The 16,485-nt window shown below is 34.4% G+C and carries 13 protein-coding genes; 1 reads left to right on the top strand and 12 read right to left on the bottom strand.

The features are described from left to right. Nucleotides 1-530: 530 nt before the first annotated feature. The 9 genes from LPC23_RS08915 to mnmE all read right to left on the bottom strand — a co-directional run bounded on the left by LPC23_RS08915 (nt 531) and on the right by mnmE (nt 11,770). Complete coding sequence (locus tag LPC23_RS08915; protein ID WP_229329651.1) at nt 531-779, bottom strand: hypothetical protein; 249 nt, start codon at nt 777-779, stop codon at nt 531-533. Between the two features lie 197 nt (nt 780-976). Further along, a complete protein-coding gene (locus LPC23_RS08910; RefSeq protein ID WP_229329650.1) occupies nt 977-3,241 on the bottom strand; it encodes a multicopper oxidase domain-containing protein in 2,265 nt (754 codons plus the stop codon). 57 nt (nt 3,242-3,298) lie between these two features. Then, nucleotides 3,299-4,162 (bottom strand): DUF3347 domain-containing protein, encoded by an 864-nt coding sequence (locus LPC23_RS08905; protein ID WP_229329649.1) that lies wholly within the window; start codon nt 4,160-4,162, stop codon nt 3,299-3,301. 192 nt (nt 4,163-4,354) lie between these two features. Beyond that, nucleotides 4,355-4,567 (bottom strand): hypothetical protein, encoded by a 213-nt coding sequence (locus LPC23_RS08900; RefSeq protein ID WP_229329648.1) that lies wholly within the window; start codon nt 4,565-4,567, stop codon nt 4,355-4,357. Between the two features lie 732 nt (nt 4,568-5,299). Then, nucleotides 5,300-7,594, bottom strand: coding sequence for a DUF3987 domain-containing protein (locus LPC23_RS08895; RefSeq protein WP_229329647.1), 2,295 nt, complete (start codon nt 7,592-7,594; stop codon nt 5,300-5,302). Between the two features lie 5 nt (nt 7,595-7,599). Then, complete coding sequence (locus LPC23_RS08890; protein WP_229329646.1) at nt 7,600-7,899, bottom strand: helix-turn-helix domain-containing protein; 300 nt, start codon at nt 7,897-7,899, stop codon at nt 7,600-7,602. 225 nt (nt 7,900-8,124) lie between these two features. Next, entirely contained in the window at nt 8,125-8,973 is an 849-nt protein-coding gene (locus LPC23_RS08885; RefSeq protein ID WP_229329645.1) for a hypothetical protein, read from the bottom strand. Between the two features lie 74 nt (nt 8,974-9,047). Beyond that, nucleotides 9,048-10,148, bottom strand: a complete 1,101-nt coding sequence (locus LPC23_RS08880; protein ID WP_229329644.1) for a site-specific integrase — start codon at nt 10,146-10,148, stop codon at nt 9,048-9,050. Between the two features lie 221 nt (nt 10,149-10,369). Continuing rightward, a complete protein-coding gene (gene mnmE, locus LPC23_RS08875; RefSeq protein WP_229329643.1) occupies nt 10,370-11,770 on the bottom strand; it encodes a tRNA uridine-5-carboxymethylaminomethyl(34) synthesis GTPase MnmE in 1,401 nt (466 codons plus the stop codon). A gap of 171 nt (nt 11,771-11,941) precedes the next feature. On the opposite strand from mnmE, the gene LPC23_RS08870 reads away from it, so the two are divergent. Then, nucleotides 11,942-12,775 (top strand): universal stress protein, encoded by an 834-nt coding sequence (locus LPC23_RS08870; protein WP_229329642.1) that lies wholly within the window; start codon nt 11,942-11,944, stop codon nt 12,773-12,775. 73 nt (nt 12,776-12,848) lie between these two features. Here LPC23_RS08870 and dnaN read toward each other — a convergent pair whose 3' ends face one another. The 3 genes from dnaN to gldF all read right to left on the bottom strand — a co-directional run bounded on the left by dnaN (nt 12,849) and on the right by gldF (nt 16,462). Continuing rightward, on the bottom strand, nt 12,849-13,967 hold the full coding sequence (dnaN, locus tag LPC23_RS08865; RefSeq protein WP_229324745.1) for a DNA polymerase III subunit beta: 1,119 nt from the start codon (nt 13,965-13,967) through the stop codon (nt 12,849-12,851). Nucleotides 13,968-14,051: 84 nt separating this feature from the next. After that, the gene (gldG, locus tag LPC23_RS08860; RefSeq protein ID WP_229329641.1) at nt 14,052-15,737 is read right to left on the bottom strand and encodes a gliding motility-associated ABC transporter substrate-binding protein GldG; all 1,686 of its coding nucleotides are present in this window, start codon (nt 15,735-15,737) and stop codon (nt 14,052-14,054) included. Next, complete coding sequence (gene gldF / locus LPC23_RS08855; RefSeq protein ID WP_229329640.1) at nt 15,737-16,462, bottom strand: gliding motility-associated ABC transporter permease subunit GldF; 726 nt, start codon at nt 16,460-16,462, stop codon at nt 15,737-15,739. Before gldF ends, gldG begins: the two co-directional genes overlap by 1 nt. Between the last annotated feature and the right edge of the window lie 23 nt (nt 16,463-16,485).

The following is a 16,485-nucleotide window of genomic DNA, read 5'->3' as shown; positions in this document are numbered from 1 at the left end:
CGAACAAGCTACACTAGACCGAGAATGAAATGTAGCTTTAGCGAAATGGAATGTAGGGATAGTAGCGTGTAACGGCAAGGAAAATATTACCCACAGCAAAGCGTTCCTTGATTTGAAGCAAACGAAGTGAGCTAACCTTGATAGCTGAGAGAAAGCGCAACCACCAAATTATCATAGAGCGAAAGACAACAATATTGCTGAATGCAGAGAAGCGAAATGAAGCTGTATGTTGGATTGGGAGCTCTTAGGAACGCAATGAGTGCGCGTGTGAAGATTGGGAGCGCAGAAAGCAAAAAAGAGCTTCTATTTTTCATAGAGGCTCTTAGTTTTGGTTTCAAGTGGTATTTGGAACGGAGCTTGTTAAAGCGACTGGAAAAGCCCAACGTAACAAAGCAAACGATTGGAGAGAGACCGCTTGATTGCCAGTATTTGTTATGAACTGAAAAACAAATAAGATAAATGCAAAAATGTTCTTTATTGTAAATTAAGCCATTTCGTGAACCCGCTTTTAGCAATGGTTACATGCACATTTATGAACAAAAATTTATAAATCTTTTTACTAATTCCCAAATCATAATCAGCAACATTGTTCCAAAAAATATATAAAGGCGCCACGAAAATGATTTTGTGTAGCTATCTACGGTTTCATTTTTCTTTTCAAGTTCTATATCTCGTTTTTTATCGCTTGAATAAGTCCACCAAATTATTGCAACGCATATTAGTGCTAAAGCAATAATTAAAAAAACATTTTCGTCCTGAATATATTTTGGTTGGCTCATTAAATTTAGTTTTGTGGTGTAATCACTGCTAACGGTTTGGGGCTTTGCGAAGTTGGGGCATTCAAGGCACAAATGTTCAATTTAGCACAAATGTTCATTAGAATTACCAATGCTTAAATTTAGCACTTCTGCCCCAATTTTGCAAAACCCTTGTTATCGGCTGTTCTTCTTTCGTCCGTGTCCGTTTTTTTGTTGGTTTAGTAGTTTAAAAATACTCCGAAACCAAGTCCCATATCGCTGTCGTAATGTGTTGTTAATCCTATGTTTTTGTTTACAATGTAACGCAAACCTGCCATATATTCTTTGTCGGTATTTACCATAAATGATGCTCTAACTCTTTTTGAAATTGGAATATCTTCTCTCATTAGTTGTACTCTTAAATTCCCATCGTGGTAAATTTCGGTCTGTAAAACTACAAGCATTGGCAAAGTATAGGCAACTCCTAAACTAAACTGGCGTCTGTTGTCTTTGGTGTTGATTTGTCCAAAAAGGTTTTTTTCTCCGTGTACATTTCCCATTGCATCGGTTTCTAATTTTCTGTAACGCCAATCAAAACCGATAAACGGCATTAGCCATTGCATTTTTCCAATGTATCGTCCAATATGCGTTTCAGTTTCGTAGCCGTGATGGTCGTTGTATCCCAAACGCCATTCTGTCCCAATGCTCCAACGTGTGCCTTGAACCATTGCCATTCCATCGTTTCCATTGGTGGCAAAATCGTTTTCAGCCATAAAATGAAATGCTCTATCATCTGCAAATAATTTTCTTTGTGCCAATTTTGGATTTGGAATTAATGGATTTGGTGCTTGATTTTCATAACTAAAAACTCTACCCATTCCGCTCATCATATGGTACAAAATATGACAATGAAAAAACCAATCGCCTTCAACATTGGCGTTAAATTCCAAAGTGTCGGTTTCCATTGGCATAATGTCCACAATGTTTTTTAGTGGTGCATTTTCGCCTTGTCCGTTTAGCAAACGAAAGTCGTGTCCGTGCAAGTGCATTGGATGTCGCATCATTGAGCCATTGTAAAGCACAATTCTAACATTTTCGCCTTTTTTGATAAGGATTTTATCGGTTTCTGAAACTACTTTATTATCTAAACTCCAAACATAGCGGTTCATATTTCCTGTGAGTTCAAACTTTAATTCTTTTACAGGTGCATTTTGTGGCAAAGAAGTATTATTTGGCGATTTCAGCATTGCATAATTCAGCGTAACAATATCTGCCAAAGCATTGGCATTGTAGCGATTTGGGTCGTTTTCGCTTTGTTTGGGTTTGCTGTCGCCTGTAATTTCTGGATACATTACCACATTCATATCCATTTGGTTTAGGCTCATATTCATTCCCATATCGTCAAGGTCGCCATTCATTTTCATCATATCGTTCATCATTTTCATACCTTCAAAATACTTCAATCTTGGTTGGGGCGATTGTAATTGCTTAATGCCATTACCAATATACATTGATGCTGAATTGGTTCGGTCTTCGGTAGTTGCCAAAAACTCAAAAGCCGTATTTTCGGCTGGAATAGTTACAACAATATCGTAAGTTTCAGAAACGGCAATAATTAACCTATCCACTTCCACAGGTTCTACATCGTTGCCATCATTGGCAACTACGGTAATTTTCCCACCTGCATACGTAAGCCAAAAATAGGAAGATGCACCACCATTTGAAATTCTTAAACGAACTTTATCGCCTGCTTTTAATTCCTTGCCGTCAATGCTTTTTAAGTCAGAATTGGGTTTACCGTTCATCAATATTTTTTCATAATACACATCACTTACATCCATTGCCAACATTCTTTTCCATTCGTTTTTGAGTTTGGTTTTAAAATGTCCTGCTTTGATGGCTTCGCCATAACTCTGAACGGAATTTTTTTTCAACGCAGGGTAATCGTTGGCATTGTGCAACATTCTGTGAATGTTTTCAGGTTTTACGTTTGTCCATTCGCTTAAAACTATTGGTAAGGTCGGTAAATCATCAATTCCATTTCTAAATGTTTTATCGTCTGCTTTTTTAAGCATTACAAAGTTGCCATACATTCCAATTTGCTCTTGTAATCCTGAATGTGAATGATACCAATGTGTACCATTTTGTATAATTGGAAATTTATAAATATGGGTAGTGTTTGGCTTAATTGGCATTTGCGTAAGGTTGGGAACACCATCTTCTTTGTTGGGTAAAAATAAACCGTGCCAATGCAAAGAAGTTTCTTCTTTGAGCAAATTATGAACGTGAATTTCCGCTGTGTCGCCTTCGGTAAAAGTCAAAGTTGGCATAGGAATTTGTCCGTTTACCGCAATAGCTCGTTTTTCTTTCCCTGCAAAATTTACCAAAGTATCTTTTACATATAGGTCATAACGTACTACTTTTTGGGCGAATGTATTTGTAGTTGTCAATAGCAATATTGCTATCGGCAACAGTTTTTTATAAATATTTTTTTGATTATCCATTTTAAGAATTTCATCGTTAAAATTATTAATAGGGTAGCCGAAGGCTACCCTATATTTTTACTTAATTGTTTCAACTACTTTACCACAAGTAAGCATTTGAGAGCCGTAATATGGATTTTTAACTGCATTCTCTTTGCTCAGCCAATTGGCACCTTTTCCATCGTTTGCCATTGGGCAAAATTGATAGTAAGTAGGTGTTTCGGTTTTGGAAACTTTGATTAAAGCGTACATATTTTCTGAAAGGGGCATAAAATGGTCTCTTTGGTGTGAGGCATCTTTTGTGTCTGCAATGTGTTCAGCATCAAAAGCCAAATCTTTCATTACTTTCATCCAAACGGTATGTTCTTCGGTGGTTAATTTGTCCATTTTTACGGCATTGATTGCAGTAAGCAACTCCTTTGCTTTGGTAGATGAAGTATTTCCGTCAGTTTTTACCAAGGCATCTTTTACGGCAAAATAATTGTCAAAAACGGCTTTGAGTTGTGAAACATCTTGCCTTGTTTCTGTCATAGCCGAATGGTTATGTGTCGAATAGTCTTCTTTCACCTCCGTTTTTGGTGTTTCAACTTTTGCAACTGTTTGTGCTTTTCTTTCGTACTGGCAACAATCAGGCAATTTTGCATACACATCATTTGGGGCAAGAAATTTTTCGCTATCATAACCACTCAATGCTATGCGTTTCAAGATTTCGTCTGGATTGGTTAGCTTTGCATCGTAAGTGATGGTTGCCATTTTGGTGTCCTTATTCCAATCTACTTTGACAACTTTACTCTTATTTCCTGCTTTTTCAATGGTTGTTTCACACATACCACAATTACCGTATATTTTTACGCTTTCGGTTTTAGCGTTTTTGATTTGAGCGTTACACGCTGTGAACGATAGCAATACAGATATTGCCATCAATATTTTTATTGATTTCATTTTTTGAAAATTTAAACTTTGATAAATAATTGATTTTGAAAGCAATGTTTTTGCTTTCGATTAGACAGACCTCTGGTGTCAAGGTAAGAAATTAGCCTATATTAGGCGGTGTCCAAATGGATTTAAAACCATCAGAAAGATAGTTTTCGTTGTAGTAATTTTTTATTTTTTTGCTTTCAGCAAAGTAGGTTTTTACTTTTGTTTCAGTCCAAAATGGTAATGCAAAAGCACAATGATTTGTTGGGCAACTGCAATTTGAATTATTGCATTTTCCGTTACAACTATTTTTGTCTTTGTCGCTTTTAGACTTATGATTTTTGCAACAGTCTTTTTTGCTATTTTTTTCGGTTTCTGATTTTTTGCAACAAGATTTTTCTGTTTTTGTTGATTTTGTTCCACAAGCATAAGTCAGCGTTGACGTCGCAAAGAAACCAAGTGTCAAGATGATGAGTAATATGTGAAACTTTTTTGTCATTCTCTTTTAAAAACGGTCAAAGTTACAAATTATTTTCTATTTGTTGTACTTCTGTTGAAGTTTGTACGGTCGCTGTTAGAATAGCCGATAACTTGTATATATGTATGATATTATCATACAAAGCCACCTGAATTTGGGTAGATATGTATGACAAACGTCATACTTTATTTCAACTCAAATATATAAATAATTCTTTACAAATCATCAAACGGACTCTTTATTTGTTGAATACTTTTGGCAGTTATGCGTGTATAAATCTGGGTGGTTTATGGACTATTGTGTTCTAATTATTCTTGAACGTAGTATAAATCAACTCTACTTAAAAGCATCATAAAACTTTTTCGAATTAACAAGCACAACTTCATGTCTAACATCTTCAGGCGGGGCACTATCGGTATGAAATTAGTTATAGGGGGTCTTGACTGGGAGGTACCTTCTCCCTTGTTTACACAACAAAATAACTTAGCCAGTTAAAAATTTTAGAAAATAATTTTTTTTGTGAAATTCCAAAACACCAACTAATAGCTATATCTATTTATATTGGATGCTAAATTTAGTTTTGGGTTCAGAAGAGGCATTTAGGGTTGGGTGTGGATGCTCCTTTGATTTTACACATTTAAAAAAACAACCTGCTCTTTTTAGGAACAGGTTGCTTTAAATAATTACATCTTTTTATAAAAACCTGCTTTGGGTTGGTCTAAATACTTGCCAACACAAGATTGCAAGAAAGAATCAACTGAACGTGGTTTCATCTCAAACATTTCCCCAATCGTTACTGCTTCTTTTCGCTGAAAACTATCGGGTAAAGCATCGAAAAACATTTGTTTATTCTTACTCGATTTAAAAACTCCTTGCTCCCCTTGTTTAGGTAAATTGTTAAACATCATTATACTGTGTTCTAGATAAACTTTAGTCAGGGCTAATGCTGTTTTGAAATCAACATCAATACATTCAATTTCTTTGTAACGGCTTTTGTTTTCAAATTTTCTAATGGCTGAGAATACCATGCAGAAACGGTATAAAATCAATCCTAATCGCTTTACCACACTTAAAGCATCTTCACCAACAAAAGTGTTTACTTGCTCTAAAAACGTCTTAAATTCAACGTTAAGTTCTTCCCATTGATCGTCTTTTAAATGCAAAGTCATTTCTTCATCTTCAAAGAACTCTACCATTTCTAAAATTCGTTGGGATTGCTTATCGAAAAACGTTGTTAAATTAATTGGATTCCCCTTCGGAGATGGATCTAACCAAATAGAATCGGTTTTAAAAACATAGAAAATGAATCTACTGAACAATCCATCTTCTGCTGAGTTAATAATCCCAAACACTTGTTTTGGTGTTCCTGATAATGCAACTGACAATTGTGGTTCATTTACTTCAACAAATTCTGAATCTGTTTTTCTACTAATTGAAATTGTTTCGTGATGAAATGCCTTTCTCAACATGTCAGAGTATGACCCCCATTCATTTTTTAAAGTTTGTCCTAATGTGTCAGCTTCTGTTTCGCAAATGATACCTTTCCCTCCATTGTGTTCTAAATGCTGAATCACTTTTGCATTACTCGTATTTGCAGGGATGAACACCACTTTAAACTTCGGCTCTTTTGGCAAACCACCGATAAAGGTTGGATTAATTTTTTTAGGACCCTTTTTACTTGCTGCCATTTTAACATCGTAATCTTTTTTATCCTGAACACTTTTAGCCAATGTTTTAGCGTGGTATTTATTAGCCAAGACCTTTGCGAATTTTAAAGCTCCTTTACCTGATGCGGCTGGTGCTAAAATAAATGAGAACAAATTTGGGTATACCAAGCTACCACTATACTCCCCACAAACATTGGGTAAGCATCCTGAAAGAATTGCCAACGCTCCTGTTAAAAAAACATCTCTTTCTCTAGGATCAGAAAACACTTTACAACATTCCAATAGTGTTGGAGGTAAACTTTCATAAACAGAATTAGGAATACATGGCGTTGATTTTATTAAATCATCAGCGGGTTCTTCATTATCATTATTTGATTCTAAACTTTGCAACTTTGTAACCTTTGCAAAGCTTGCAAAATCAGCAATGTTGCTTTTGTAAACGCTTCCAACTGTTGCTCTAATTTCCTTTTCTTCCAAATCAAAATTAGTAGTGCAGAAGTTCAATGTGTCAGTTTCAAAAATACCCCAACGATTAGCATTGTTGGCAAAAAGACAAATGAAGTTATTCCTGTTCCCCTTGTAATACCGTTCTTTTTTCTCAGTGAATTTTAAACATTCATCTAATATTTCGAATGTTGGACTTTTATTGAAGTTTTCATGCCTCACGCCTGAAATTGCAGGCTGAGTTTTTTTCTCGAAACCAAACACTTCAGAATTTTCATTATAGAACAATTCAGGATCATATGATACAAAGCACAAACGTGTGATGTCTTTACATTTTGAGTCATATTCAATTCCCGTTAGGTCTTTATAAAAATTTGCAACTTGGATGTACACATCGGTGTGAGCATCAGCATTTGAATCAACTAGTGAAAACACTTTCAATCCTTGCCCGCTTGGGCTAATAAACGAAGCTAGAGTATATGGGCAACTATTTACAGATCGCTTCAGCTCTTCTAACTCTGTTTCTAGTACATTGTCAAAATCCAAGCATATTACTTGAGAATATGTTTCAATAGTGTCCTTAGACCTAGGTACCTCAAAAGTACCTGAAGTCGTAAATCCAAACAATTTATTTTTTAAACTGTTTGCTAAAACATCGTTACCCATTTGTTTGAAACCCCTGAGGCATTCTACATCATCTTTATAAATTCCTGTTTTGATTTCTTCAAAGATTTCATTTAAAGGAATGTTTTGAATACGTTTTACGAAATCTCGGTACAATCCCACGTACATTTTCTTATTTACCACTTCATTGGCTTGCCCTTGATTAACTATTGAATCGATGGGCTTTGGTTTTAAATTTTTCATTGTTACTATACTCTTTTGTGTTTTAGTAAATAATTTGCAGCCCTAGCTTCAACTTCATCACAACTATCTTGACGATTACTTTGAAGCCATAGATCTAATTCTTCTCGTTTGAAATAGAGTTTTTTACCTTGTGGACAGAAATGAGGAATTCGCTTTTGGCTTGTTAATTTGTACATATGAGACGGACTTATTTCTAAGTATGCACATGATTCATTTAGGCTAAGCACATCTTTATGCAGAAGAGTTTGTTGTTGCAACATCGTCTCAATGTTTTCCAGTTTTTTAATAATGGTTGTATTTTCCATTGATTTTATTTTTAAAATTATAGTCTCTTTTGTGCTTGAAAGAGAGACTTTTAACTCTCAAACACGTGACAAAGATATATGTGATAAAGAGTAAAAAAGAACTCCGCCTTTTAGGGGCGGAGTGGAGGCGGAGTAGTAATTTTATTTGAATCGACTGTTGTTGGCTAGGCGAAAGAAAGCGTGCTTTAAAAATAATAAAAAAAAGTAATTGATGCGGAGTAGTAATCAAATTCGATTAACTATGGTTTTTATATAGTGTTCATGCTTGGCTTTTTTTGTACTATTAATAGTTTCAGGGGTAAAGTCCTTATCTGAGAATCTAAAATTAGCTGCTGTGATTATCCATTTGCTAGATCTGCAGTCATCAATTTTATTTTCTTCGATTAATAAATTGATGAACAATTTTAATTCTCCTTTTAAACCTTGCCAATCAATCTTGTGCTCTGGCTGTTGTCCTGTAAATAATTTAATAAAGTCTTTTTTACAATCCTTTACTAAATACTCATTTTTCAATAGTGAATCATATAGGTCGATTGCTTTATCTTTTATATTTTTTTGTGTGTCTCCTTTTAATTTAAATGTTTGAGAAGTAATGACATCAGTTTTTTTGTTGTCATTTGGCGCTTTTAATAATTGATCAATGAGACGAATAATTTTTGTTACCTCCATAAATACGGCATACAAATAAAAATCTTTTTGCATTTCTTGTGCTTTATTTTGTATTTCCAAGTCCAAAAAAGGTTGCTCTATCCATATATCTAGCAAATTTTTAACTTCTTCATTTTTTAAAAAAGGAAAATCTGAAGTATTCAAATGAGTAGTCTCAGCCCACTTGTCTATTGTTGGAATGCTAATTTTATTTAAAATTTCAACTATAAAGCGTTCTTTAACATAGTTTAAATAATGTATATTTTTTTCAGAGGCAATTGCCACAAATTGACCTTTTATTTCTTGTTGAACCTTATAGCTGTCTGAAATTATTTCATCATATAAACTTGAAAAAGGAGTAACAGATAGGATAGTTTGCCTGCTAAATTTTTCAATGAAAGTATTTATTAATAAGTGTTCTTCCATTTTACTAGTTTAATTTTTTTAAATATATCAATGCTAAAATAATGTACTGTTGTTTCTTCTAATACATATTTGTACTACAAGTCTAATTTTATTTTATTAGCAGCTTCTCTTTTCCTTTCATCAATAATCTTTGCATAGACTTGTGTAGTTCGTATGTCTTTGTGACCTAATAATTTAGATACAGTAAATATATCGGTTCCTAATGTTAATTGCAAGGTTGCATAAGTGTGACGAGCGCAATGAAACGTAATTGTTTTGCTAATACCTGCTTTCATTATCCATTGTTGTAATTTTAGATTATGCCATGCACTATATTTTAAACCTTTAAAGACTCTCTCGTCAGGGGCTCCTATTTTTCCTAACAATTTACAAGCTTGCTCTGATATTGGTAATGTTTCAGTCGATTTAGTTTTTTTTTGTCTAAATCTAATGTACCATCCACTTTCATTCGAATGTTGGATTTCTGACCAAACCAATTTGTTTATATCAGACCACCGTAACCCAGAAAGGCATGCAAAAATAAATGCAGTTTTCATTATTGGTATTTCACATTCTTCTTTCACGACTTTTTGTAGTTCTTCGTATGTCAAAAATTCTCTTTCAGTATCACCAGGAGGCAAACTGTCAACATTTTCTGAAGGATTAGTTCTTAAAATACCATTCTTCACTGCTTGTTTTAATGCTGCTCTGAATTTGTTAAAATAGGATTGAGCAGAATGGGCTGCTAAAGGTTTATTAGATGGAGTTCTTGCTGTTTTACTTAGATAGTCTCTGAAGCTTTCTACAAATTTGCTGTCTAATTGAGAGAATAAGATATCTTTAGGAGCGTGCTTTCTTAAATGCTTAATAGTACTATCCCAATTATCATAATTCCCTTTGCTTTCTAATCTTTTTTCAGCCAGAGTTTCCATGTAAATAATAAATTGGCCTTTTAACTTCTCTTTGTCGTTAAAGCCATATATTCCATTTTGAATTTCTAAGTGTCTTTTAGATCGAATGCTTTCGGCTAAAGAAAGCATTTTAGAATTTTCATCTTTCTGAGCTTTGGTTAACTTTCCCTTTCCCTTTTCAGGTTCAGGTATTAAGTATAGTTTTAAATACTCATATTCTCGTTTTCCATTATTATAATAATCGAGATACAAACTAATCTTATTGCCCTTCTTTCTTTGTCTCAAAGTTACTTTCATAATGTAATAATATATTTATTTAAAAAATTAGTGTTGCCTCATCCAATTTTAACTCTTGTTGCCTTTTAAAAAAGGCAACAAAAAATTGTCTATTGTATCAATAATGGCAACAAAAATAATTAATTAAAAGAAGTAAGGCAACAAATATTAGAAAATAAATTTTTATAATATCAATAAAAACAAGCAGTTAGAAAATAAAAGAAGTATAATTACTTTCCGATACAAAAATTGGCAAATATATTTCCAAGTAACTCATCGTTAGTTACTTGTCCTGTGATCAATCCGAAATGATACAAGGCTTCTTTAATGTCCAAAGCCATTAAATCACTGGATAATTTGGATTCCAATCCAAATTTTACTTTTTGAATTTCGTCCAAAGCTTTGAGTAACGAATCATAATGACGCGTGTTGGTCACAATCGTTTCATTATTGCGCAAAGCACCTGTATTGACAAAAGAAAGCAAGGTGTTTTTCAGTTCGTCAATGCCCGTTTTTTGTTTGGCTGAGATTAAAATTTGTTTCAGGTTTAATGTTTCAAGTTGTTGAAGCAAACTTTGTGTTTCTTCAGCTGAAATTAAATCCGATTTATTGATTACAATTACAAGAGGTTTAAGCGGATATTTGTTTTTAACTTTTTCAATTTCAGTAATATATTCAGAACCTGAAACTTTAAACTTTAAACTTTCAAACAAATATAATACGACTTGCGCTTGTTCAATTTTCTCAAATGTTTTTTGGATTCCAATGCTTTCCACCACATCTTTCGTTTCGCGAATTCCAGCCGTGTCGATAAATCGAAAGCCAATACCGCCAATATTCAATTCGTCTTCAACGGTGTCGCGCGTGGTTCCAGCAATGTCCGAAACAATAGCGCGTTCTTCATTCAGCAACGCATTCAGCAAAGTAGATTTTCCTACATTGGGTTCGCCCACAATGGCCACAGGAATCCCGTTTTTTATGACGTTACCTACCGCAAAAGAGTCAATCAATCTTTTGAGAACAAACTCGATTCGGTTCAATAATTCATGAAATTGAGTTCGGTCAGCAAATTCTACATCTTCCTCGGCAAAGTCCAATTCCAATTCAATAAGCGAAGCAAAATTCAATAATTCTTCACGCAATTTGGCAATTTCGTTAGAGAATCCGCCACGCATTTGTTGCATCGCAATTTGGTGGGACGCTTCATTGTCTGACGAAATCAAATCAGCTACGGCTTCGGCTTGGGATAAATCGAGTTTTCCATTTAAGAAAGCTCGTAAGGTAAATTCACCAGCATCAGCCATGCGACATCCTTTCCGAAGTAATAATTGAATAATTTGTTGCTGAATATAAGTAGATCCGTGACAGGAAATTTCAATCGTGTTTTCTCCTGTGTAGGAATTGGGTCCTTTGAAAATAGAAATCAAAACTTCGTCTAAAGTCTTTCCTTCATCAATAATATGACCTAAATGTAAGGTATGGGTTTTCTGTTGGGTTAAATCCTTGTTTTTGATAGATTTAAACACACTAGCACCAATTTGAATGGCGTCTTGACCAGAAACCCTAATTATTGAAATTGCTCCCGCCCCCGAAGGGGTTGCTAAGGCTACAATAGCGTCGTTTTGTATCATTTTTTCGATTCTTCTAAGTCACAAAGATAATAAAACTCTAGCTCTCTATTTTCATATTGTTGGTTGTGTGATTTTATTTATTGCTTAATTGTAAATAACTGATAATTATCATATTGAGTGATATGAATTATGACTAACTTAGAGGTAGATAAATACATTAATCTAATAAAAATGAAAAAGATTCTATTTCCAACAGATTTTTCTGAAGCTTCACATAATGCTTTTGTTCATGCATTAAAGTGGGCTAAATTGGTTCAGGGCGAACTGGTTTTGTTGCACTCATTTGAGTTGCCAATTTATGATAACCAATTTTTCCCTGAAAATTATATTACAATATATGATTCAATTGAGTTGAGTGAATTTGAAATGTTTAAGGACGAAATTCCTAAATTGAGAGCCATTGCTGAAAAGGAACATCTTGATAAAATAAAAATGTCTCATCGACTCAAGCAAGGTGATTTAGTTTCCAATATAAAAGAAACCATCAAGGAAGAATCAATTGATTATGTGGTTATGGGAACTTCGGGAGCGACCGGTTGGGAAAGTTTTTTTATTGGAACCAATGCTACTTCAGTAATTACAGATGCGGGTATTCCTGTCTTTTGTGTTCCGTCTGATGCGCCCTTTCAAAATATCAATACAATTGGATTTACTACACGTTTTAGAGCAAAAGATAAAAAAGCTTTAGAATTGGTTTTACAATTGGCACACAAAGCCAAAGCAAAGGTGAAATGTTTGTATGTTAAAACCTCAGATTCCGATGTTGCTAAAGCTACTATTGCCGAATGGAAAGAAGAATACAAATCAGAACCTATTGAGTTTTTTGTAATTGAAGACGATGATGTCCAAGCAATAATTACCGATTTTATAATGTACAAAGAAGTGGACTTATTGATTATGTTGCCCTATAAAAGAGGTTTTTTTGAAGGACTTTTCAAACCAAGCTTGACTAAAAAATTAACAACAGATTTTGAAATTCCTATTTTGTCCATCCCTGTGGAATAATCTCTTGTAAAAAAGAAAAACCGCTATCCTTTTATGAATAGCGGTTTTTTTATTTCAATTTTGAATGGTTGTTTTAGGCATTCAACATTACTGGCATAACTAACATCGTTACGGTTTCTCCTTCTTCTAAACCATCAACAGGTGTAAGGATTCCGGCACGGTTAGGTAGTGACATTTCTAACATAATCATATCCGATTGTAAGTTGGTCAACATTTCAGTTAAGAAACGAGAGTTAAACCCAATTTGCATATCGTCTCCTTGATAATCACAAGTCAATCTTTCTTCTGCTTTGTTAGAGTAGTCAATATCTTCTGCAGAAACGTTCAATTCAGCACCTGCAATTTTCAAACGAATTTGGTGAGTGGTTTTGTTAGAGAAAATCGCCACACGACGAACAGAACTCAAGAATTGAGAACGATCAATCATTAATTTGTTTGGATTTTCTTTAGGAATAACCGCTTCGTAGTTTGGATATTTTCCATCAATCAAACGACACATCAACAAATAATTGTCAAATGAGAAAGTCGCGTTAGAATCGTTGTATTCAATTTTTACTTCTGCATCTGAAGCACCTAAAATACTCTTTAAGATGTTCAACGGTTTCTTTGGCATGATGAAATCAGCTACTTGAGAAGCGGTAACATCAGTACGTGCATATTTTACTAATTTATGAGCATCAGTTGCCACAAAAGTCAAGCCCTGAGGAGAGAATTGGAAAAACACTCCTGACATAACGGGACGTAAATCATCGTTTCCAGCAGCAAAAATAGTTTTGCTAATAGCAGTTGCTAATACATCAGCTGGAACTAAAGTTACAGATGGTTCGTCTAAGTTAACTGATTTAGGGAATTCTTCGCCTGGAGCATACGCCAATGCATATTTTCCAGAATTAGAACTGATTTCGATAGTACTGTTTTCTTCAACTGTGAAAGTTAAGGGTTGTTCAGGAAAAGTTTTTAGGATTTCCAAAAGCAATTTAGCAGGAACAGCAACACTTCCTTGACTGGTAGAATCAATATCCAAAGTAGCCGACATAGTAGTCTCTAAATCAGAAGCTGAAACAGTCAAAAGATTGTTGTTCAATTCAAATAGGAAATTATCTAAAATAGGTAAGGTATTGTTACTATTGATAACGCTCCCTAGAACTTGTAATTGTTTCAATAAGTACGAACTCGATACTATAAATTTCATCTGTTATATTTTATATTTTTTGGGATATACTTTTTTACAAATATATCGTAAACTAGTTTAGTATGGAAAATTTTTTATTAACATCTATCGGCTGTATTTTCTTTTTCTGAGGAAAGTAAATAGAAAGCCAAAAGCTGCTAAAATTACTATTGGCAGTCCGATAGTTAGGAATTGTATGTAGGTGTAGTTTTCATAGACCTTTTCTTTGTCTAATAAAGGCAAATCTAAATCCTTGGAGCGAATGTTAATAAGTCCAGTATCATCTAATAAATAATTGACACAATTCATTAGAAAATCTTTGTTGTCGTATAAATTTCCTGAGCGTTGATCGTAGCCCAATTCGACAGGAAGCAAATTTTTATCCAATTGGTTTTTTATCACATCTCCATCTGAAATGACAATCATTTTACCGCTTTTTCCACTAGATTGAAAATTAGTTTGGTCAAAAGCCAACACTCTGTTTTCAAACATCGAATGGAAATTACCCTCTAAAAGAACCGCAAGTGGAATAGTGCCTTTATTCAAATAATCCGCAGGCGTAGTTTCCTCGTTAACGCTATTCAAGTTGATTTCGGTTGGTGTACCAATTCGTTTCGAATAAAGTGAAGATTGTAACAAAACCGTTTTCTTAATGCCGTTTTTCAAGGTATCAATGGCATTGGCAAAATCAAATTTAATTCCGCCCAAATTTTTCACAATGGGATGCTTGCTTTGTGGATAAACCTGAGGTGCAAATTTCCAATTGAATTCTTGAAATTGAGTGGCACTTCCTTGTTCGCCAGCAGCTAATTTTATAGGACTTCCTTGTTCGTCTTTGACTAAATCAGGATAAATTCGAACGCCATATTTAAAGAAAAAATCATTCAGATTTAAGTCTCTTGAAAACGCCATTGCACTACCAGTTGGACTATACAAACTATCCATTTCGGCTACAACTTGTTCCATTAACCAAATGGTTTTTCCTCCATTGACAATGTATTGATCCAATACTTGTTTTTCGCTTTCAGAAAAAGCTTCTGTCGGTTTAGCAATAATGGCTAAATCGTATTTTTTTAATGCCTCAAGCGTATTGACAGGTTGTTTGGTTACCGAATCCAAAGTAAACGGTCCAATGTGGTAACTCTCTTTGGTTTGCAACAAAAACTTAGCAATATAGGCTTCGTGCAATTCGCCGTTTCCTTTGATAATGGCGATTTTCTTTTGTTTTTCTTTTGTGATTTTATTCAGCGCATCGGCAATGGAATATTCCAGATGTTGCACCGAACCGATTACTTTATCGGTAGTCGATGCGCCCATGATATTTTTCAATAGAGGAATGTTGACTTCTTTGTTGTCATAAACTGCAATTGCCCAAGGAAATACCATCGCTTGCGACTGCTTTCCTTTGTCGTCCACTGAAATGTTGATAGGCGTAAGCCCTTTACGGTACAATTCTTTGATATTGTCCATGCTGGTTGCTTCGTCTTCCAAAGGATCGATGAATTCAAATACAATTTTGGAATTATAGCCTTGAAATTCTTCCAACATTTGGCGCGTTTCCAATTGCAATCGTTTGAATTCAGCAGGTAATTCTCCTTGCATATATACTTTGATGTACAACGGATTTTTAACCTGTTCAATAATTTGTAACGAAGTAGGAGAGAGTGTATATCTTTTGTCTTTGGTTAAATCAAATCGAAAGAAAAAGAAACTCCCAATGGTATTTAAAACCAATAGTAGTACTATAGTTATTCCTACTGATTTCAGCCTGTTTTTAGTTGCAGTATTCATTAGGATTGAAACGATTTTAATTGGTTAACAGTCAAAGAAAGAAAAACCACAATGATACTTGAAAAATAGAGAATATCTCGAGTGTCCAACACGCCACGGCTCATACTTTTATAATGATCTTGCATGCCTAAGTAGGCAATTGTATTTGAAATATCAGGCAAAACCGAAGCTAAACCCTCAAAACCAAAAAAGAACAGAAAACATAAAAACACAGCAAGTATAAAGGCAACAATTTGATTCTCTGAAAGTGTCGAGGTAAAAATTCCGATAGCAGCATAAGCACCTATTAGGAAAAGCAATCCAAAATACGATCCTAAAGTGCTTCCCATATCAATATTTCCTTCGGGCATTCCTAAACTGGAAATGGTTTCTACGTAGATAAAAGTAGGAACAATTGATATAACAATTAGAAGTGTTGCTCCGATGAATTTGCCAGAGACAATTTCCCAAACACTCAAGGGTTTGGTAAGCAATAATTCTAGGGTGCCTTGTTTTTTTTCATCCGAAAAACTGCGCATCGTTACCGCAGGAATTAAGAAAATCAGAATCCATGGTGCTAAAGTGAAAAACGGAGTCAAATCAGCAAACCCTGAGTTTAAAATATTGTAATCGCCTTCGAAAACCCAAAGAAACAGTCCGTTTAAAATAAGAAAAATAGCAATCACCAAATACCCAATTGGTGAGCCAAAGAACGATTTTATTTCACGTAATACTATTGATTTCATATTGACTTTGCGAGTGATTCATA

Source organism: Flavobacterium ammonificans (genome assembly GCF_020885975.1).
In the GTDB taxonomy this organism is placed as follows: domain Bacteria; phylum Bacteroidota; class Bacteroidia; order Flavobacteriales; family Flavobacteriaceae; genus Flavobacterium; species Flavobacterium ammonificans.
Note: the sequence above shows the minus strand (reverse complement) of the source record. Positions and strands in the feature narration are given on the sequence as shown.